This is a genomic window from Thomasclavelia ramosa DSM 1402 (genome assembly GCF_014131695.1).
In the GTDB taxonomy this organism is placed as follows: Bacteria; Bacillota_I; Bacilli_A; order Erysipelotrichales; family Coprobacillaceae; genus Thomasclavelia; species Thomasclavelia ramosa.
This window is the reverse complement of record NZ_CP036346.1, coordinates 98,706-121,499: the sequence shown is the minus strand read 5'-3', so window position 1 is coordinate 121,499 and position 22,794 is coordinate 98,706. Positions and strand designations below refer to the sequence as shown.

The window sequence follows — 22,794 nt, the reverse complement described above, 5'->3', positions numbered from 1 at the left end:
TTTTTTAAATTTAAATCTTATATTTTCTTAACTATTGCTATTTTCTGCTTTTACATAAAACTTATTAATTAGATTTGATATAAACTTAGGCCAGAATTTTTGAAACATTACTAGATCTTCCTTTGTTCTAATTCGATCATTAATGATTTCTGTAGTCGTAGATTCTTCATGAACACGATGTCCCATTAACGGATTATTCACAAAAGTAAATTTACCATCTTTTAATGACAGCTTTTCCCATGCAAACCAATCAACATCACAAACAAAGTCACATTTAAAAATATCTTTGGATTTAATATTATCAATAACAAAAGTTACTGCTGGACAGCATATTGAATTACCGAAACGCAATGATAATCGTTTACCGAACTTTGTGGATGATATCTTTTTACTCCTCATCGGCAATAAAAGAATTCGTTTTATTTTCAAATTAATATTGCTATATACGTTCCCTTTATCCCTAATTTCATAGTAATCACTAAATACAATTAACGAATTAGGATTTTTAAGGTATGCTTTTACTATGCAATCAGAATATTCGTAATCATAAATATCATCCTGATGAGCAACAGTAGTCAGTTCTGTTTCGCCACATGAAACAGCAAAATCAAAATCATAGCCTATTCCTTTTCCAGGATTGGGATTAACTTTAATAGCTAATGAATATTTATCTGCAATATTTTCAATATATTGATTAGGGGTAGAAGTTGCTATAACAACTTTACTAGGATATTTTTGATTCAAAACAGATTTAATACATTCTTCTAAATATGATGATTCTTTATAAGCTAAAACCACAAAAGTGTGCATAAATTACCTCCTAAAGGGTATTGATAAAATCTGTTATTTCATCAATAATTCCCTGCTTATCTGCTACATATTCTTTCGGTTCGAAATTATAAGCATTATTAACAGTTTCGTCAAGCTTACTTAAATCAGTACATGGTATAATATACCCCTGCTTATCAAACCTCTCCATAATTTGTACTTGATGATCATTATTTTGTTCCTTATATTGTCCAAGACGAGGTACAACAATAACTCTTTTTTTTAGCTTAAGTGCAGATACTATCGCCCCTACTCCAGCATGGGTAATAATTAAATCCGCAATTTCAATTTGATGATTTAATTCATCTTCAGTATAGTACTCTTGGCCATTAATTCCTGAATAATCACCTTTTGTATATCCCAGCTGAACATGCACTTCATTCTCATTAACAAAGTTAGAGTTAAGAATTGCATTTAAGAGACGATCAAATCTTTTATCTTGAGTTCCAAACATGACAAATATTCTCATTATTTTAGACCTCCTCGATATTTAGCTTTTGGATATAATTCCAACATTTCTTCCCATTGAACCAAAAATAAATCTGCAATTGGATAAACAAGCTTTCCAGATAAAGTTTTAGTAGTGATATTCGCAAACGTTTCGATAAAAATTACTTTTTTGCCAAATAATTTCGCAATGTAACAGATTGGTACAGTCGTATGCGCCCCTGTTGCAATAATAACATCTGGTTTAACTTTTAAATAAGCCTTAAAACTTTTAAAAATATTTATGGGGAAATTACACAAAAACTTAAATAAATGCTCCTTAGTTCCTGCTGGCATATACCAAGAACGAGATTTATTAGTTTTTTTGTACTCCTTCATCATCTCATGATCTTCCGTAATCAAAAATGAGTTGTACCGCTCCATCAGTTCACTTAATTCACACAACTCACTAAAATGCCCACCAGCAGAGGATGTAAAAATTACTCTAGTTTTTAAATCGTGAATATTGAAATTATTAAATTCTTTTAACCACTGCTTTTTTACATTTTGATAAGAAAAACGTTTAGCTTTTCTTATAGCATTATTTTGCAATGTTTTAGTTGTTTTGTTTAAAAGTTCAACTATTTTATTTGCCATCTCATCAAGATTACGATCTCTAATAATAAAACCATCTTTCCCATCTTCAATAATATCTAAAGAACCTTTCGCACTATCGAAAGACACACATGGAATACCATAACTCATTGCCTCCAATAAGACTAGACCAAAACTTTCATAATGTGATGTTGTAACAAACACACTTGTATTATTCATAATCTCATTTTTAGCTTCACCTACTGTATTTCCATGAAAAATTACTGAATTACTAATAGCTAATTGATCAGCCAATATACTTAATGAAGCTCTTTCTTCACCATCCCCCAAAATATTCAATTTAGCATCAGGATTTTGCTCCAATACCTTTTTAAATACCCTCAACATATCATCATAGGCTTTTTCTTTGGATAGTCGTCCCATTACTGTAATCTGATTTGTATTTAAAGAAACACGATTTCTTGGGATCTCATCGATACACAATGGTAAATAAATACACTGAGGTCCTGTTAAGTATTCTTTATAAAATTCATAGATTGATTTTGAGGCTGGAATAAATAAGTCAAACTTTTTAACAGCACGATATACTTTTTTAGGATATTTTGGATCACGATCTGGATGACAATGCTCCCATGCAATTAATAATTTGTTTTTCTGATGTTTTGAAAATGCTTTATCAAAAGCGAGGGTACTTGAAATAATTATATCAGCATCATTTACTTTCGCACATTGCCTAATTAAGCTCCGTTTCTTTAAAATTATTCTGAAAGCTTTGTACCCTTCCTTGATTATTTTAATAAATCGCTTATTTTTTAGAGCATACTTAAATTCTTCTTTATTTGGTTTTAAGTCTGTTGATAAATAGCTAACATTAACACGTTCATCAATATAAAAAGATGGCTCACACAATTTATATACATTTATAATTTCAACATCATAATTATCCACTAACATATTAGCAAGTGAGCAAATTGCCTTTTCAATTCCTCCAACCTGTAAATGTAATGATAATATAGATATTTTTTGTTTTGGACCATTATGTTGACTAATAATATCTTTTTTTGTCCTTAGCCGAGCAAAGCTACAAGCCCAATTAGCGGTTCTTTGCAACCTCTTTAGCTTATGAGCAGAATGTTTAAAACATGTTTTATGGTAATACATTTGAGAATCTTTTAAAACTCTTAGCTTACGATAATGATTAATATTTTTATCAATTGTTATTGAATGATTATGAATCACCTTAACATTATTTAAAACACAAGCATGCAATCCAGCATTCTTAGCTTTTGCACATAAAATATCTTCTTCATAGAAAAGAAACGTTCCTTCGTCTAAGAAACCTATTCTATCTATTAAGGCTTTTTTTATTCCAAAAAAACATCCCGAAATACAATCTACAGGAGTTGTTGCTCCTTTATAATATGAATTTCGATATTTAATCTTATTTTTGAACAACCTATTTACAATAGGATAATTATCATGAATATCATACGCAATCGTTCTTTGTTTCCAACCACGATTTATTGTCCCTTGTTCTTCAATAGTTGGACCGAATAAATGATAGTTAGTATCTGCATTCATATGTGCAATAAAATCCATTAGGTTTCGTTTATCAATAATAATATCAGGATTAGAAATAATATAATTATCGCACTCTTGTTCATAAAGATACTTTAATCCTGCATTATTACCAGCAGCATATCCTTCATTGGTATCTAACGCAATTAATTCAATATTTTTCAATTTCTTTAGTTGTTTTACTGAATCATCAGTTGAGCAATTATCAACCACACAAATAATATCTACAGCATTAAAAGTACTGATTTTTTCCACAAAATCAATTGTCTCAATTGCATCGTTATAGTTTAAGACAACAATACCTGTTTTCATCTGATTGCCCTCCTACTTCTCTAATCCTAATATAGTGTAGTCATAAAATCGAGACGTTTTTTGAACTTCATTATTCAGTTCATTAAACCCTATCTCTTCCATTATTGTTTTTTTATCAGAAAATAAATTAGTTCCTAATCCCAATCTATTTCCTTCAATACTTGCCCCCATCGCCACTAACATTGTTGGATACATATCAATTGTGCTGAATAATCTATTCTTATTATTGACAGGTTCTACAACACTGTTAATAAAGCAATTATATGGTGTTCTAACATAATCAGTATCAATTCCCACAAAAAACTTTTCTGACATGCTATTATGATCACCAGTAATCACTATTGTTGTATTTTCATACCATTCTTGCGTTTTACACCAATTAATAAAGTCATTAATTTGTTTTGACTGGCATTCAATCACATTGGCATATTGATTTTTGTGAGTATTTTTACATTGATCACATAAATAGCCATCTGGTGTATGAGTATCAATAGTTGTAATTTCCATATTAAATGGTTTTTCTCCACTCGCTAACTTAGTAATATCTTTTTTAGCAAACTCAAATAGTTTAGCATCTTCAATACCCCAAAAAACGAAATAATCTTCTGGTATTTCTTGGTTTTCCTTAAAACTATTATAGTCTCTGATTATATAATTGCCATGTTGTTTATAGAAATTTGAAGTTCCACCAAAGTTTGCATCAGAACCACACATGAATTCATTTATATATCCGTTCGCTTCCAATACTTCACCTAATGAATACCCACCAGGCAAAAAAGCTGTATCATTATCATACTTTTGACTTTTTATTGATAATTTTAAAGGAATACCCATATTTTGCGATACTTGAGAGGCAATAGTCCATTGAGTTCCATCAATAGTTCTACTTCCTCCAATGTTGTCATTGTTAGAAAAATTAATATTATTTTTTGCTAATTGTGACAGCTCAGGTATATAGTTAATTTCCTCTGCACCACCAAAGGTAGTATTGGCATATGTATTCTCCACTGATTCTAAATATAAATGAATAATATTACGCTTGCCATTATTAAAGCTAATTTTAGCAGTGCTTGGATCAACATAATATTTTTCATATATATCTGTTTCCTGTACTACGTTATTAATATAGCCATATATATCATAATTATAAATTGCAAAGATTAAAGAAATTATTATACATAAAATACCTCCTTTGATAAAATGTTTTTTTATTGACTGAGATATTTTTTCATTATTTCGCTTACATAATCTATGAATATTAAAAATAAGAGCAACTATTAATGATCCTGCAACAATACTAATAGGTACCGCCCAAATGAACCAGTCTAAATAAATTCCATTGTCTGTGCCTTCCATAGGAACTTTTAAATGAAATATAATCTGATTTAATGTTTTTACTGAAAAAGTACGATTGCCCCATATTATTGATGTTACAATTAGACAGCCTAAAAAAATTAGAACAACGCCTACTATATACTTTTTTTCTATTGTTTTTATTTTTTTCATATGTACCTCATAAATAATTCCTTTCTATTTTATCATATCTAACTCTAATAATAAACAAAAGAAAAAGATTGAAATAATCACTATTATTTCAATCTACAATACTAGTAATATTAAATTTCCTATAGTAAGAATAGGTAAAATAACAATAATCATTAATACAACTTTAGTAATACGTTCGTTCATGTATAGTTTACTATTTTGAAAACAGATTAGTAATAAAAAAATAATCGGTATAAAATATCTCCCTTGCACACCTTCAATCGTACTATACCCATTTGGTGTCCAAGCTAATGCCATAGCTAGCATTACAATTAAAATTATTGTCACAGCAATGAAAAAATAAAGTATCTTATGTTCGTGGGTAAATACATCATTATTTGATTTTTCAGAAAATGTGCTAATAATTAATATTATTCCCCAAATATTAATTATCCAATTTGGCATTAAAATATTTAGCCAACCCAACTCACTTCCAATGGCAGTATTGATATACCACATCCCTTTTTGAAGAAATGTATTCAAAAATAGAGAAAAAGTTGCAGGGATATCCCCAATTATTGCATTTAACGTATATGATGGCGTTCCAGCCCACGGAACAATTCCTGCACTAGAAACCGATTCAATTGCAGTAACTTGATTATTATTTGTAAATGAGTGATAGTTTAGTATCAAGATGCATATCACTACTATTAAAAAAATAACTATTTTTGTCTTTTTGGCTATCCTATCTCCACCAGGATTAAAGTATTTTGCGAGAATAGGAATAACTAATATAAAAGCATATGCTGAGCCTTTATTTGCTAGTAGAATTAATCCAGAAAATCCATATATTAGTATATCTATAAATTGAATTTCTTTTGCTTGATATACAAAAAACATACCATACGCTATACATATAAATGCTGATGAATTAACTACTGTATCATAAGATAAACTAAACATTTGTTGACAAGTCATTGGCAACATAGTGATTGTGAACATTAATAATTTCCCAAAGGGTATTTTTTTTATTGATAGATAGGTCAGCAGTATGTAAAATATAAAATTGAATAATCTCCCAAAGTAAACGGTTGTCACAACACCAAAATGCAATATTCTCGCAAAAGTAATTCCTAAAACAGCTGGAAAATATGCAAATAATTGAGTTATTCCAAAAGAGTCAATTTCTGTATGAATATACGCACTATTATCCGTTGAAATTATGTTATTATAAATAAAATCATAGTATCCCTTGGCTGGATTAATCACTTGTTTTGAAAGAAAATTTAATTCCGATTCTCTCATTGTAACTTTCCCATCAATTTCTTTACCTAGCAATTGACTAGATAAAGAAAACTCATTTTGCATATGTGCCCATTCATCTGGGACTATCCCTGGAGGAATTAATAATGTATAAATCAAGCCTATCGGTATTACACAAATTATAAATAATTTTTCAATTCTACTATTCTTTTGTAATATTTCTTTAACCCCTAACAAAAGAACACTCATAACACATCCTAATACTATAATTTTAAACCCTATTAGGCCATCTATTGACCATAGCGTAGTAAAATAAAAAAATACAGTTATTATTATAATTGTAATAGTGATAGTTTTATTGTTCTTTATAAAACTATCACTTAATTTCTTATTCATATTATTAATACGGTGGATTTTAGCGTGTTTCATTATTTACTCCTAAAAATGCTAGCATTATATTAAAATACTAGCATTTATATTATTAATAATCAATTTCTTTTAAATATCTACTCAATGCATCTTGCCATGTTGGTAAACGTCCAAATCCATTTTTATCTAGCATAGCCTTAGACATTCTACTGTTATTTGGCCTCTTGGCTTTTGCAGGAAAAGCATTAGAATCAACTGGTGTTACTTCTACACTCATACCTGCTTGTTTAAAGATTTCACACGCAAATTCATACCAAGAACATAACCCTTCATTAGTAGCATGGTATATTCCATATTTATCAGTTTGAATCATATCAACAACTAATTTAGATAAATCATATGTATATGTTGGTGAACCGATTTGATCGTCAACAACACAAACAGCACCACGTTCTTTACCAAGTCGCAACATTGTTTTAATGAAGTTATTTCCATTAATACCAAATACCCAAGCAATCCTTACAATAAAGTGCTTAGGTAACGTTTCTACAATAAGTTCGCCTTCATATTTAGTTTGACCATATACATTTAATGGATGTCTTTCATCATATTCCTTCCATTCAGTTTCACCTTGACCATCAAATACATAATCAGTTGAAAAATACATCATTGGAATATCTAATTCTTTACATATATTTGCAATGTTTCTTGTACCATCAACATTTACTTTAGTACATAATTCTACTTCATCCTCAGCTTTATCTACTGCTGTCCATGCAGCACAATGAATTACTGCATTATAATTACCAGACTTGATCACTTCTGCTACTTTTCCAGCATCTGTAATATCCATTTCCTCTACATCGACACCTACTGCTTCTATATTTCTGTTATTACATTCATTGACAATATCATGTCCTAATTGACCTTTAACGCCTGTAACCAATAATTTCATTTATTTTCTCCTCTCTGCTAATTTAGCTCTAACTCCATTAAAAATAGTATCTTTAGCAATAATAAGTAATAATAAATATATGATACCACCCACAAAAATTTCAATTAATGTACTCACAATTGACATACTTAAAAAATTAGAAATACCAAAAACAACTACAAACATTATTAAACTGAAAACCAAGTATCTAAACCCTTGCTTTAGTATAGAAAAAATATTAAAGTCCTTTCTAATAAACCATATTTGGGTTAACAATGCAACAAGTTCAGCAAAACTTGTCGCAATAGCCGCTCCTAAAGAACTGAACTGAGGAATCAAAATAAGATTTAAAATCAAATTAATAATTGCTGCAGCTATTATTGAAAATGTATACTCTCTCTGCCTCCCTAATGCTAATAAATATTGTGTCCCAGTAACTGCACTTAACCCAATAAAAATTATTATTGGAGAAATTAGCATAAGATTAGGAATTACTTTTTCGAATCCATTTCCATAAAACCATGGTACAAAACCAGGAGCTATTCCAATGATCCCTAGTACAAATGGAAAAGAGAACATTAAAATAAATTTTATAGACATTGTCATATAATTTTTTACCGTTTCCATATCATCCGTTGCGAATAAATTAGCAATTCTTGGCATCATTGCAGTACTTAAAGATGTTAATAAAGTTAAGACTGTTTTAATAATAATTTGTGACTGCTCATAATAAGCAACTTCTGAATTATTATCAGTAATAAGCCCAATCATAGTTTTATCTAATAAAGTATATAGTGAACTCGCAATTTGTGGTAAAAATAACATCACAGCCGGCTTTATATGTCTCTGAATATTCAGATTTTTCACATCATTCCTTTTAATATATTTAGGTATATAAAACCACATTGATATATTACCTAAAAGTAAAGTAATAGAATAAAACAATACATATAATGGTAAATCAGCACTAGATTTTACAAACATGAAAATTAAACTAACGCATACTATTCTAGCTAAAAAATTTCTTAACACTGTCTTTTTAAAGTCTTCCATTCCCTGAAAAAACCATGACACATCAAAAATGGAAGCGATAATATCCATTATTTGAATAATAAATATGTATGCATATTGACCTTCTCTAGCAAATGTAATATAAAATACAATCAAGCTAATTATAATTGTAACGGTTCTAAGGAAAACCAATTCACAAAAAACCCTATTTCTCTCTCCTATATTATTTTGACGATATGCAATTTCTCTTTGACCATATAAGTTTAATCCAATACATCCAAATAATATGAAATATTGTGTAATTGAATTGGTATATGCATATGTTCCAATTGCTTCTGCTCCTAAAACCCGGGAAACATATGGTGTTGTAATAATAGGTAAAACAATTAATAATAATTGATAGCTTAAATTATAAAGATAATTTTTTATAACCTTATTCATCTAATCACCTAGTTCTTTAGCCACACATTTGAGTGCTTCTGCTATAACATTATGCATATCGTAATATTTATATTGTCCTAATCGTCCTCCAAATATTATATTACTTTCTTGTTTTGCTAACTGCTCATACTTTCCATATAGAGCATTATTCTTATCGTCATTCATAGGATAATAGGGCTCATCACCTTTACTCCAGTTAGCTGGATATTCTCTTGTAATAACCGTCTTAGTTTGTGTACCATATTCAAAGTGCTTATGTTCAATAATTCTAGTATATGGTATTTCATATTCAGTATAGTTTACCACTGCATTACCTTGATAATTTTCTTCATCAAGTACTTCTGTTTCAAATTTTAAACTACGGTATTCTAAAGTACCAAATTTATAATCATAAAACTGATCTATCATACCTGTAAACAAAATTTTATTTGCTAAACCATCTAATTCTTCCTTATTTTTAAAATAATCACAATTTAGTCTAACATCAATTCCATCCAGCATCTTTTCAATAATTTTAGTATATCCACCCATAGGTATTCCTTGATATAAATCGTTAAAGTAATTATTATCATAAGTAAATCTAACTGGTAATCTTTTAATAATAAAAGCTGGTAAATCTGTACACTCTCGTCCCCACTGTTTCTGTGTATAACCTTTGACTAATTTTTCATAGATATCTTTACCAACTAACGATATCGCCTGTTCTTCTAGATTGCATGGTTCAATAATACCTGATTCTTTCTTTTGTTTTTCAATAATTTCTTTAGCTTCTTTTGGTGTCTTTATATTCCATAACCTTGAAAATGTATTCATATTAAAAGGCATATTATATACTTCATCTTTATAAAAAGCTACTGGTGAATTTGTATAACGATTAAATATTGCAAATTGATTTATATAATCCCATACTTCTTTATTAGAAGTATGAAATATGTGAGCACCATATTTATGAACATTAATCCCCTCTATATTTTCAGTATATATATTTCCACCTACATGATTCCTCTTATCAATAACTAAACACTTTTTTCCTTTTTTATTTGCTTCATAAGCAAATATTGAACCAAATAATCCTGATCCAACTACTAAATAATCATACTTTTCCATTTTTCTCGCCCTCTAGTTTAAGTATTGCCTCATTAATTGCCTTTTTTGTATAATAACCACTTCTAATTTTCTTTGAAACACTCTCTAAGTTATCTCTCATTATATCATAGTCGCTATCTTTAATACTATTTAATATATCTTTAATATTTTTTAACGAATCAATTGCAACACCTATATTATTATCGATAACAAAATCTTTCAAAGCAGCTTCTTTCCAAATTAAAATTGGCATTTTTGCAGCTAAATTCATTGAGACCCGATGGGGATTATTTATCTTTTGGTACTCACCAAAAGTTCCATTGCATAATTCCAAACTATCCCCATCCCAAATAAGTCCATAAGAACCTTTTATTTTTTTAATTAATTCTTCCGGTGGTAAACTACCATTATATGAAGATTCGTTATCTCTTTCAAAATTCGGACCATATAAATTAAATATTATATTTTCCTCATTACATTTATCTAATAATTTATAAATATACCCTGCTTTACTAGAGGATAAATTTCCTGCAACTGTAATTCCATCATCTTTAGAAACCCGAGCTTTAATATCCTCATTACATAAGTAATCAAATATTTCTAAACACACCAATTTATTATTATCAATACCTAATTCTTTTAGGACTTCCAACATCTTCTTGTTATGGCAAATAACGATATCAAATTTTTTGAGTAACTTTATCTCTTCTAACTTATCCGCAGTTTTATCTTGAATACTTGGTAAATCATGGATAATAGCGATAAAATCCACTTTTTTTGTTTTCTTTATTTTCGCTATTTGTCTATCATTAACATCATATTTACCGAATGGATACTGGATTACTAAAATATCATTATCACGAATTATTCTTTTGATTTTTATCCAATTTACTTGTATGGAATATAAACTATTGATAACATTTTTAGGACTAGAAAAATCTCTACATGGTCGACATATAATTTCTTTATATCCAAGTTGTTTTAATATCAAATCTATATCTTTTCTTGCTTTTGCCCCTCCTAAATATTCTTTTTTTTGCTGTTCTGATAAAAATAAAACTCTTTTTTTCATATCTTTCTCCACTCTTCAGTACTTTTCATACAATATAATTTTTATATTTTAAAGGCATACATCCTTCTATTTTATCTAAATTTTTTTAGTACAAGAAATTTTAATGATTTATATTTCTTTATCATTACCAGTTTATAAGCTAATATTTGATACAGATACATTATATAGTCTTCCTTATAATACTCTTTTAAATCATGATTGAGTATACATAATCTCTTATAGGAAGCTTCTAGACTATTTGACTCCATTGAAAAATCTTGTTTTAAAACATTATCATTCATAACGAGTATATTCTTTTTAACCCTATTCATTTCTCTCATAAAATCATGATCTAAATAATCTAAAAATATATTTTCATTATATTTATAATCTTTATAGATTTCACTCTTTATAACCATTCCACTATTAATTGCTGAAATAGGTTTATTAATTAGCTCTTCTAAATTTTTAACCTCTACACACCTTTTTTTCTTAAATTGACATGGCGATAAAATTCTAGTACTTGTTTTAACTACCGGTAAGAGAATATCTGCATTTGACATATTTATATAAGAAAGAACTTTATCAAAATATTTCTTACCCATATCAGTATCATCATCAAACAAACAAATATATCGGTTATCCTTGTTTATTACTTGAATAGCTGCATTATATGCTTTACTCAAGCCATTATTACCACCCATATTTATATAAATATTCCCATCATTCTTTACTATTTCTTCATTGCCATAATCACTAGTACTATTATCACATACAATGATTTTTACACTACTATCCTTTGCTCTATTGTAGCTAATGGAATCTTGACAGGATGTATTGTACACAACTATAACCACATATAAATCATTAATATTATATTCTTTCAAAAATGTTCTCCTCCATCTTATTTACCTTTACAATATATTTTAGTAAATATACTTACTAATCCAATTTTAGATAAAAAGTTAAATATGCTTATAATTAATCTGTTTTTAAATGGTTCGCTTTTTATCTTTTTAGAATAAAATGGTATAGAAAGTTTATATCCTTGATTCTTTAGCCATTCAAATAAACGCTTATATTCTTCCATGAATCTTTGTGGTGTCGCATCAACACCAGAAAATAATAAATACCATATGATATGTCTTGTTACAAAATAATTCAAATATTCATCTTTTTCTTTATATAGCTTATCAATCTCATTTAGAACAACTAGGACATCACATTCTGGTTTTAAACCACGTTGCTTGACGTTTGATACACTTTCATCGTTATAATACCAATTATAACCAACATAATCCAGACCATGAATTTTATTAGTATATAAATATGCATTCATATTAAAATACGTATCTTCTCCAATATAGGTCTTTAAAAACCTAACATTATTTTCTACTAAAAAATTTCTTCTAAATATTCTTGCCCATGGTGCTGTAATTCGGTATTTAGTCCATTCATCATCATATGCAGGAATAGTAAATAAAACTTTATCAAAGTTAGCTCGACGATACCCCGTTATTACAATATCACTATCAGTTTTTTCAATCTCATTTAAAAGAACTTCAACATAATCATTATCTATAAAATCATCATTATCCATAAACATGATGTATTCAGTATCAGCTTCTTTAATTCCACGATGTCTAGTTTCAACCACTCCCATATTTTCATGAGTTAAAACTTTAAAAATATCTGGATAACGATTAGCATACTCAGTTATTCTTATTAATGAATCGTCAGTTGAGCCGTCATTAATTAGTAGCACTTTAAAATCTCTACTAGTTTGTTTCAGAATACTCTGTATACAATGCTCAATATTAGCACCTGCATTGTATACAGGTATTATAATTGTAACTTTTTTATCCATTATTTTTTTCCTCATTAACTATTTTTTTCTTTAGCATTGAAACTTCTTGAATTAGTAACGTAATTTTTGTTGCTTGCCCTGATACAATCACAGTTAAAGCTATGCACATTGCAAATAATAAAAATATAAGTATTCCAACCAGCATATTGGACATAGATATAAAACCTATTCTAGTAGATATTAGCACTATAAAATTTGGAAAAATCCCTACAACTAACAAGATTACTGCTACAATAAACCACAAAATAGAAAATTTTACTGGTATTCTTCCCCTTCTTAATAATTGTAATGTTACTAAGAATATTAATAAACCTGTTCCTAGAACTAAAAGTACTGTTCCAAAACTCATTATTTCCACCTCCTAATTCCGACAACAAAAACCGAAAGTATAATATTTACCATGAAGTATACATTTTTCCATGAATTTATTGATGAAATTCCAGCCTCTCTCTCATGCATCTTTACTGGTATTTCTTGTATTCGTACGCCCTTTTTTAGTAATTCTGTATTTGTTATTGGTTCAGGATATTCCACCGGATAAGATAACGCAAAGTCTAAAATAACCCGCCGATTAGCTGCTCTAAAGCCAGATGTTATATCGTGTATTCTTTTTCCAGTAATAAACTTTATCATATTTGAAATTATTCTAATACCTATCCTTCTAGCAAAACTTGACTTAAACTCACTAGAGCTTTTATCAATAAATCTTGACCCAATTACAAAATCTGCTGAATCATTATACAATGGTTCTAAAATATCCTTAATACACGAAACTTCATGTTGCCCATCACCATCGAATTGAATAGCGAAATCATATCCGTTATCTCGCGCATATTTATACCCAGTCTGTACTGCTCCACCTATACCAAGATTATGGATCAAATTAACTACAGGTATATTATTTATTTCACAAATATGCTTAGTATCATCTGTTGATCCATCATTAATCACAATTACATCATAATTAGTTCCAAACTCATTATTGTAATTACAAATATTCAGATAAACCTCTGCAATGCTTTTCTCTTCATTATAGGCAGGTATTATTATAAGAATTTTTTGCTCCATCATTATTCTCCTCATATGTGATAATCTCTTTGCATTATAACAAATCTAAATAAATGTGTAAATGAAACCTTGATTATAAACCCAATCTATATTAAAAACGGGAAAGTAACAAACTAACCCGTAAAATCAACAATAAATGCATTGTAATTAAAAATTATAAACCAGTAATAAAATTATATAATTAAGTAAAATTATGTCGATAAAAGAAAATATTGTTGAATTCTTAATAGTCAATATTTTTTTCCTAAATGAAAATATCATTATTGTTGGTAAAATTAATGGTATAAAATACCTTCCTTGTACTCCTTCTACGTATGACAATTGATATCCTGACCATGCAAAATATAGAGCACCAAAAATTCCCGCAATAACTGTTAACACTATTAAAAAATAAAATATTCTTTCTTTTTTCTTAAAATTACTTTCTTCCGTCAGTATTAGCCCACCTGCCATGATTAAATAGGCATATTGAAATATTGTATGCATTTTTATAGAAAAGTATCCAAAATAACCAACTAACGAATCGATATAAAAGACGATTTTTTCTTTAAAAGTATTTTTTGCAATTGAAAATATTTCTAATGGATTATTTAATATATACGTAAAATTTGATTGTTCATTTCCACTATTTGAAACTACAGAAGTGGTCAACGCCCCTATACTCATAACCTTTGATAATAACAACGTCGATAGATATGTAGCAAATAAAACAATAAAAATACTTGCTGTCTTTTTTACACTATTATTAAACTTATAAGATGGTATAAAGAAGTATAAAACTCCTAATAATGCATATGGTAATTTTATACTAATTATCATAAATAGCATTATCACTGAAATAGACAAATATCTTTTATTTATCTTATTTTCTTTATCATATATCATTTTTAGACATGTTGCTATAAATAGCAATATACATGCATTTAATAATCCATCGTACGAATATGAAATCATTGATTGAATAGACATCGGCATCAATGCAACTATAAGCATCGTATTTTTGAACTTAGGAGTTAATTTAATTGCATAGTAGGTGAGAAGAAAATTTATTCCTAAGCAGACTAATCTGCCTGTGTAAAATAAAACTAATGGTGAGTTCGTAAAACAGTCAACTAACCTTAAAATAATAGAAGGTAATAAATAAGCGACCATTACAGCACTTCCACCTATACTTGAATTATATCTTTTTTCAATATTTCGCCCCTCTACCATGCTATCACCTATCAATCCAACATCCGTGACTGCATCAGTTGCTTCTGCTCTACTATAATTAACATCATCTAAGTTGTCTGGTACAATTATCTCTCTGCTTCCCAAATTTTCTGATGGTGTTTTTGAAAAATTATATTGAGATAATTGTAGAGTCCTTAAATAATGCAATCTCTCGTCGGGAACTTGATATGGTGGCGTTAATATAGTTGCAAACGCAATAAAAATTAAAGCTAATATCAAAAACTTTTCATGTATTATTTTTCTTTCATTAACAATCTTCATCAAAATAAAAAACAATATAATCATTCCAATGATTATAAAAGTGCTTATGTTCAAAGGACTTTTGCTTACCTTATACGCTACCGCTATATCCCCATTTTCCTCATTACACAAAACAGTTATATTATTACTAGTATCTGTTTTAATTGGTGATATTTTCACGGTATAATCTTTTAGACGCTTACTATCTATTGTATCATTGAGATAAAAATCCTCATACTCATTATCACCAAATTTTTTTGTATTGAAATTTGTTTCATATACTACATTATTTTTGTCCATTACCGATAAAGTATAATCTGAATCATTTATTCTATCATATGTTGCAAATTTAATACTTAAGATATCAAAATCTTGATCAACATTTTTTCTATCTAGGCTAAATTCTATTGGTTCTTTATATATAGCCCCTACATTACTCGAATATAAATGATTATTTCTATATATAACACTATTATTATTTGCTGCATACTCATTAAATATAATTATAAATGAACAGATTAAAAATATAACAAGCAAAAAGTTTTTAGGAAAAAATTTTAAAATACTACTTGCAAAAGATTTATCCCTATATATTTGCCATTGATAACTTATTTTTTTTAAACCATTAAATATTTGCGACAAAATATTTTTAAACTTCATCCCTAACTCCTTATATTTTTTTTAATCTAAACGCTTTTTCTTTTGAAAGGTTTACATTATAATATCTATCATTCCCTATATGCATTTTATTCTTTCTTTGAAAAATTTTCTCTTGCTCAATATCTGAACTTCTTTTGTATGCTGTATTAATAACTTCTACTTGTGGTAAAACAACATTTCTCAAACCATCCTCTAACAATCTCAAACATAAATCATATAGCGAAAAATCTAAATTAAAATCGGTATCTAAATTATGTATTTTTTCTTTTGAAACACACATTAAATGACTACTTACTATAGAATAATTATATGGTACTAATAGCCTACCATAATTCCCATAATCATTTCTACTAGTACATTCATAAGCATTTATAAATAAAGATTGCTCGCTTAATATAACTCCAGCATTTCTTACAATCTTATTTTTATCCATAACTTTACAACCAACAGCACCTATTTCATTTTGTTTTGCATAGCCAACCATCAAGTTAATCCAATCATATGTCTCAAAATTACAATACTCATTTGCAAATATTATGTATTCACCATCACTTGCTTGAATAATATTATTTACTGTCTCAATAACATTTTTCTCATTAATAAAAAGCTTAACACTGTGATTAAAATTTGTATCTATTTTCAATGGTTTGTTATCTTTATTTATAATATTTACAACAAAATTTTTATAAGCATTATCAGTATATACTGATCTTAAAAAATTATTTAATGATGTGTTATTACCTTCAAAAACAACAAGAATATCTACTTTTGGTTCATTTTCGAAAATATATTCAACAAAGTATTGTGTACTAATAATATTATCTATCTTAACCGAAATAGCTTTTTGTTTAAAATAATCCTCTAATGCACGTTTTCCTGCTTCCCCAGCATAGTTTTTAGCACCATCCCCACCTACAGCTGTTGAACCTGGAATCATTCTCCAATGATATAGAATTTTAGGTATATGATAAATTTTATCAGTTTCATTTGATACTCTCAAAAATAAATCAAAATCTTGTGCACCTTCATACCCAACTCGAAAACCGCCGATTTTTTCAATTATATTTTTTCTAATAACACTAAAGTGACAGATATAATTCCCACCATACAATGTATCTAACGAAAAATCAGGTTTAAAATGTGGATCACTTCTTTTTCCACCCATGTCTATTTTATCTTCATCGGTATATATAAAATCTATATTTTTATCCTCATTTAATATATTAACTACTTCATTTAATGCATGCGGATCTAACGTATCATCATTATCCATCAATCCTATAAATTCACCACTTGCTAAAGATAAAGCAGAATTTGTTGCTCTAGAAATATGCCCATTTTCTTCTCTAAAAATAACTTTTATCCTATTATCTTTATTTTTATAAGCTTTTAGTGTTTCAATTGTATCAATATTAGTTGAACAGTCATCAGCAATACAAATTTCAAAATTTTGATATGTTTGTTTCAAAATGGATTCTATACAATAACTCAAGTACTTTCCAGGAACATTATAAACTGGCATAACTATAGATATTTTAGGCTGATAATTAAAATTTTTCACTTCAACAAATCTATCGTTATTTTTTAGCCACTCATTATATTCATTCTCATTTTGCATATTTAACGTTCCCTTATTGAATTTTATTATTTCCCTCTTTAATGGATCATATATAATTCCAAAGACCTTATTAATAAATATACCTCTAGGTTTATATTTTTGCCATACTCTTTTTATAAAATTAGAACGAACAACTTTAACTTTAATATCTAATTCATCATTACATAAGTATACTTTATATACTGTATGTTTTTTTAAAGGTATTTTATAATCAAATGATACTATTCTAGATCTAATTTTTTTTATTTCTTTCACTAAAATTTCATCAGGTGATTTAATTTTAATATGGTTAATTGTTGAATCCGCCCAACCTCGTATAACTAATGTTGGATTCATAATACCACATACTTCACATTCTTCTATTCTATACTTCATTACTATGACTCACCACCTAATCAATGTTCCTATTTAACATATACAAACCTAACTTACTTAAATTTTTATTGTAATATGGATCACATTCAATATACTTAGCCCACTTCTTATGCATATAATTATTCTCTGCCAAGAATTGTTTATACTTTTCACTAGTTGAATCAAGTCCTCTGCTTTTTGACTCATAATGAATTAATTCAACTTGCGGAATAAATAAATTATAATATCCTGCATCTAGTAATTTTAAATTAAAATCAACATCATTATATGCAACCTTTAAAGTCTCATCTAGTCCCCCAACTTGTATATATTTTTTTCGTTCTACTGCTAAACAAGCTGCCGTTACAGCTGAATAATTATAAGGTATTTTTAAACGCCCATATACTCCCTCATCATCCCTAGGATGACTAATAAAAGCATGAGCAGCCACCGCATTCCCTACTCCGAGCAAAACTCCACCATGTTGAATCGTCATATCTGGATATAATAATTTTGCTCCAACTGCTCCGATATGTTTCTGTATTGCATAAGATACCATCAATTTTAACCAGTTTGGCGTAAGTACTTCTGTATCGTTATTAAGAAGTACTAATACATCTGACTTGCATGTATTTACTGCTAAATTATTTATTGCAGAATAATTAAACTCCATATCAGCTTTAATAACTCTAAAATTTTCATATCTCATTTGATATTTTTCAAACAATTCCATAGTTTCTTGCTTTTCGCTTCTATTATCCACAATTACAACTTCAAAATTACTATAATTTGTTAATTTGTAAATAGATTCTAAGCACTTTTCTGTCACATCTGCAAAATCTCTAGTTGGGACAATAATAGATACACTTGGTTCTGTATCTAATACATACTCAATCCCATAAACTGTACTATTCCCTAAACTTTTAACATTTGCTTTTACGCCTCGCCTTTTTAGGGTACTCTCTATAGTTTCTATTCCCTTTTTCACTGCATAAGCTTTATTATCAACTGATAAAGATGTTGAGCCCTCAATCATTCTCCAATGATATAAGATTTTTGGGATGTGATATATATTCTTTGTTTTTTCAGTTATTCGTAAAAATAAATCATGGTCCTGAACTCCTTCTAGACCAACTGTGAAACCACCAACTTCTCTAACTAATGAAGTCCGCAAAACTGCAAGATGACAAATATAATTTATACCTAATAAAGTATCTGGTGCAAAATCAGACTTAAAGTGCGGCTCACATCTTTCACCCCGCAAATCTAATTTGTCTTCATCACTATAAATGAAATCAGCATCTTTATGTTTATTTAATAAAGCTACATTTTCATATAAAGCATTTGGTGCTAGCGTATCATCATTATCAACTAAACAAATAAACTCACCACGTGCAATTTCAAGTGCATCATTTGAAGCCTTTGAAATATGTCCGTTAATTAACCTAGTTTTAACTACTATACGGGTATCTTTATTTTCATATTCTTTTAACGTGTTAATCGTTTCCAGATTTGTTGAACAATCATCAACTATACATACTTCATAATTTTGATATGTTTGATTTAAAATCGAATCTAAACACTCTGATAAAAATTTTCTCTCAACATTATAAACTGGTATAAGGATTGATATTAAGGGATTATATTCCTGTTCTTTATCAATATTATTTTTCTCAAATTTCTGAATCCATTTATGATAATCATCTTGAATAAACGGATTCCATAATATCTCACCTCGTTCCTTCACTCGACTAAAAAAACGAATAAAATATTTTCTCCATAATGTTGGAGGAATCATCATCCTATGTTCACGCCATAAAAATCTCATACCTCGCCCAAATACAATAATTGATCTATTTATTATAGAAAAAATCTTTTTAAATAAACTTCTAATTTTAAAAGCATAAGAAATTTTTAATCTATAAACATCTATTAGACATTTACCGCTTAAACAACAAACTCTTATCTCTTTACAATCTTTAGGAATTTCTAATTCAATTTGAATATCCCCATCATCTGATATCATTTTTTTATTATAAGCAATTTCTATATCATTACTATAAACAAAGAGTTCATTATTTTCTTTTAAATTAGCTAGTATAATTTTTAAATATTGAACCTTTATACCCGTGATTTCATCATTAATAAAAGTCGGTGTTTTTTTAGTTGAGTCAACAAAGTTTGTAACTCCCATTTTATACCTCCTCAGCAAACCCTTTTTCTAGTTTTCTAAATATTGCTAACCCTCCAAAAAAACAGATAGCCGCAAATATAACAATATAAACTGTAGCTCCTAAATTTGGTACATTGTGATACATAAAGATATCTCGGTAAATAACCATTAGATGTTTAAAAGGATTTAAATTAATAATTTTCATTAAAATTGACGGAAAGTCTTTAAATGTACTCAAATCATATAAAATTGGCGTTCCATAAAATAACATATTAATAAAAAACTGTACTATATATTCTGTATCCTTAATATACACATTAATTGCACTCAAACCTAAAATCAATCCCATAGTTATAAAGTATTGAATTAATGCAAATACTGGAAATAGGATTAGATGCCATGAAATACCTACCCCACCAAATATACAAAATAATAACATTATTATTGACGATATGAAAAAGTTAACAAGCCCACTTGTTGCAACAGAAATAGGCAGAATTTCTCTTGGAAAGTACACTTTTTTTATAATTCCCTCATTCACTCTAATAGTCATAATACCTTGATTCATAGTTGTCGTAAAAAAATTCCAAGGAATCACCCCAATAACAAGATATATCAAATAATTATCAACAGTATTTCTAAACAAAAAAGGAAAGACTAAAAAATAAACCATTACCATTAACAAAGGGTTTAAAAATGACCACAAAACTCCTAAAACAGAACCTTTGTACTTACCACGAATTTCTTTTTTAATATTTGATTTTAACAATTCCCTATATTGATATAAATTTTCAATTAATTTCATAATTTTACCTACTTTTATCCTTAAGAATTACTTGTACTTGTTTATTTGCAATTATATTATCTCCATCACTAACTTTTACATAAATGATATGATTTCCCTCTAATCCCTTTACAGGCACATTAATTTCCCATCCTGCTTGAGCATTCATGCTTGCTCCGCCATTAGCTTCTTGATAATGCATAAGAACATCATTTCTTTTATGCCTACTTGCACGACCAATATATTTATTATCCATATAAACATCTACATTAGTTGTAAAAGTATTACTTACTTCCCAACCTGATACTACAATATTACTGCTATTATCTTTTTCTTCAAACTCCGTTGGTGTTTCAATTGTTAAGATACAGTTAATTGTTTCTGGTACATAATCTTTAACTTGATTGGCATGATCCTTAACTACTTGATCAAGATATTTATCAATTACAATATTTGGATTTCCATCCGCCTTTACTTCACCGTTATAAATCCAAACCGCTCTTGTACATAATTTTTTAATCATATCTAAGCTATGAGAAACAATAACAATTGTTTTATCACTATCTCTCAACTCTTTCAACTTCGAAAAACACTTATCTTGAAAGTGTTGATCTCCAACTGCCAAAATCTCATCTATTAATAATATTTCAGCATCAACATTTATTGCTACTGAAAAAGCTAAACGCATGTACATTCCTGACGAATAAGTCCTAACTGGATTATCAATAAAACTTCCTAATTCAGAAAACTCTATTATTTCATCAATTCGTTTTTCTATTTCAAATTTAGTCAATCCAAAAATAGATGCATTAAAATATATATTTTCTCTACCTGTAAAATCAGGATGAAAACCCGCTCCAAGTTCTAATAGCGAAGTTAATTTCCCGGCAGTTTCTAATTTTCCTTTTGTAGGATATAATATTCTTGTCATTAATTTTAAAAGTGTAGATTTTCCACTTCCATTTGTCCCCACTAAAGCAACAGTATCACCTTTCTTAATATCTAGATTTATATTTTTCAGAACATGATGCCATTCAGGCTTTGATCTATTCCAAAAAACTAACCGTTCCTTTAAAGTTGTTGGTTTGTCATAAATAAGCTTGAAATCTTTACTCATATCTCTTATTTCTATTGCATTTTCTATATTTTCCATAAAATCCACCTTTATAAATATACTTTTATAGTTTTAGTTAGACTCTTCATAATTCACTGCATTTTACTGCATTTTTTTAATTTTTGCAAGCATACCCTCTATATATACAGCCTTTCATATTTTTTGCTAAATTATTTATAAGCAAAGATTTTTAATGATAATTTAATTAAATTATTACCATAAAAATCCAATTTATAAATTACTTCATTGATTATAATACCATAAACCTACACTAAACACTAACT

18 protein-coding genes are annotated in these 22,794 nt (G+C 28.3%); all 18 read right to left on the bottom strand.

All coding sequences use genetic code 11. The features are described from left to right. Window positions 1-27: 27 nt before the first annotated feature. The gene (locus tag EYR00_RS00510) at window positions 28-810 is read right to left on the bottom strand and encodes a glycosyltransferase (RefSeq protein ID WP_003535332.1); all 783 of its coding nucleotides are present in this window, start codon (window positions 808-810) and stop codon (window positions 28-30) included. A gap of 10 nt (window positions 811-820) precedes the next feature. Next, complete coding sequence (pssE, locus tag EYR00_RS00505) at window positions 821-1,297, bottom strand: PssE/Cps14G family polysaccharide biosynthesis glycosyltransferase (RefSeq protein ID WP_003535334.1); 477 nt, start codon at window positions 1,295-1,297, stop codon at window positions 821-823. Further along, window positions 1,297-3,759 carry a PssD/Cps14F family polysaccharide biosynthesis glycosyltransferase gene (gene pssD, locus EYR00_RS00500; RefSeq protein ID WP_003535336.1) on the bottom strand — a complete coding sequence of 821 codons (2,463 nt, stop codon included), beginning with the start codon at window positions 3,757-3,759 and terminating at the stop codon, window positions 1,297-1,299. The genes pssE and pssD overlap by 1 nt, the downstream gene beginning before the upstream one ends. A 12-nt stretch (window positions 3,760-3,771) precedes the next feature. After that, window positions 3,772-5,265, bottom strand: a complete 1,494-nt coding sequence (locus EYR00_RS00495; protein WP_003535338.1) for an LTA synthase family protein — start codon at window positions 5,263-5,265, stop codon at window positions 3,772-3,774. A gap of 93 nt (window positions 5,266-5,358) precedes the next feature. Beyond that, complete coding sequence (locus EYR00_RS00490; RefSeq protein WP_003535340.1) at window positions 5,359-6,936, bottom strand: DUF2142 domain-containing protein; 1,578 nt, start codon at window positions 6,934-6,936, stop codon at window positions 5,359-5,361. 52 nt (window positions 6,937-6,988) lie between these two features. Beyond that, complete coding sequence (gene rfbD, locus EYR00_RS00485) at window positions 6,989-7,831, bottom strand: dTDP-4-dehydrorhamnose reductase (protein ID WP_003535342.1); 843 nt, start codon at window positions 7,829-7,831, stop codon at window positions 6,989-6,991. Next, entirely contained in the window at window positions 7,832-9,262 is a 1,431-nt protein-coding gene (locus EYR00_RS00480; RefSeq protein ID WP_003535344.1) for a flippase, read from the bottom strand. It lies immediately after the preceding gene. After that, a complete protein-coding gene (gene glf, locus EYR00_RS00475) occupies window positions 9,263-10,369 on the bottom strand; it encodes a UDP-galactopyranose mutase (protein WP_003535346.1) in 1,107 nt (368 codons plus the stop codon). It abuts the gene before it with no gap. Further along, on the bottom strand, window positions 10,356-11,420 hold the full coding sequence (locus tag EYR00_RS00470) for a glycosyltransferase (RefSeq protein ID WP_040434115.1): 1,065 nt from the start codon (window positions 11,418-11,420) through the stop codon (window positions 10,356-10,358). Before EYR00_RS00470 ends, glf begins: the two co-directional genes overlap by 14 nt. Window positions 11,421-11,491: 71 nt before the next feature. After that, window positions 11,492-12,286: a glycosyltransferase gene (locus EYR00_RS00465; protein WP_003535351.1), complete on the bottom strand. Its 795-nt coding sequence runs from the start codon at window positions 12,284-12,286 to the stop codon at window positions 11,492-11,494. Window positions 12,287-12,303: 17 nt separating this feature from the next. After that, window positions 12,304-13,266 (bottom strand): glycosyltransferase family 2 protein, encoded by a 963-nt coding sequence (locus EYR00_RS00460; protein WP_022007381.1) that lies wholly within the window; start codon window positions 13,264-13,266, stop codon window positions 12,304-12,306. Next, window positions 13,259-13,615, bottom strand: a complete 357-nt coding sequence (locus EYR00_RS00455; RefSeq protein ID WP_003535362.1) for a DUF2304 domain-containing protein — start codon at window positions 13,613-13,615, stop codon at window positions 13,259-13,261. Before EYR00_RS00455 ends, EYR00_RS00460 begins: the two co-directional genes overlap by 8 nt. Further along, a complete protein-coding gene (locus EYR00_RS00450) occupies window positions 13,615-14,334 on the bottom strand; it encodes a glycosyltransferase family 2 protein (RefSeq protein ID WP_009010060.1) in 720 nt (239 codons plus the stop codon). The genes EYR00_RS00455 and EYR00_RS00450 overlap by 1 nt, the downstream gene beginning before the upstream one ends. Before the next feature lie 147 nt (window positions 14,335-14,481). Continuing rightward, window positions 14,482-16,467 (bottom strand): DUF2142 domain-containing protein, encoded by a 1,986-nt coding sequence (locus EYR00_RS00445; RefSeq protein ID WP_003535364.1) that lies wholly within the window; start codon window positions 16,465-16,467, stop codon window positions 14,482-14,484. Between the two features lie 10 nt (window positions 16,468-16,477). Continuing rightward, window positions 16,478-18,460, bottom strand: a complete 1,983-nt coding sequence (locus EYR00_RS00440) for a glycosyltransferase family 2 protein (protein WP_003535365.1) — start codon at window positions 18,458-18,460, stop codon at window positions 16,478-16,480. Between the two features lie 16 nt (window positions 18,461-18,476). After that, window positions 18,477-20,633 carry a glycosyltransferase family 2 protein gene (locus EYR00_RS00435; protein ID WP_003535366.1) on the bottom strand — a complete coding sequence of 719 codons (2,157 nt, stop codon included), beginning with the start codon at window positions 20,631-20,633 and terminating at the stop codon, window positions 18,477-18,479. Between the two features lies 1 nt (window position 20,634). Next, window positions 20,635-21,417: an ABC transporter permease gene (locus tag EYR00_RS00430; RefSeq protein WP_003535368.1), complete on the bottom strand. Its 783-nt coding sequence runs from the start codon at window positions 21,415-21,417 to the stop codon at window positions 20,635-20,637. A gap of 4 nt (window positions 21,418-21,421) precedes the next feature. Then, window positions 21,422-22,549: an ABC transporter ATP-binding protein gene (locus EYR00_RS00425; protein ID WP_003535370.1), complete on the bottom strand. Its 1,128-nt coding sequence runs from the start codon at window positions 22,547-22,549 to the stop codon at window positions 21,422-21,424. Between the last annotated feature and the right edge of the window lie 245 nt (window positions 22,550-22,794).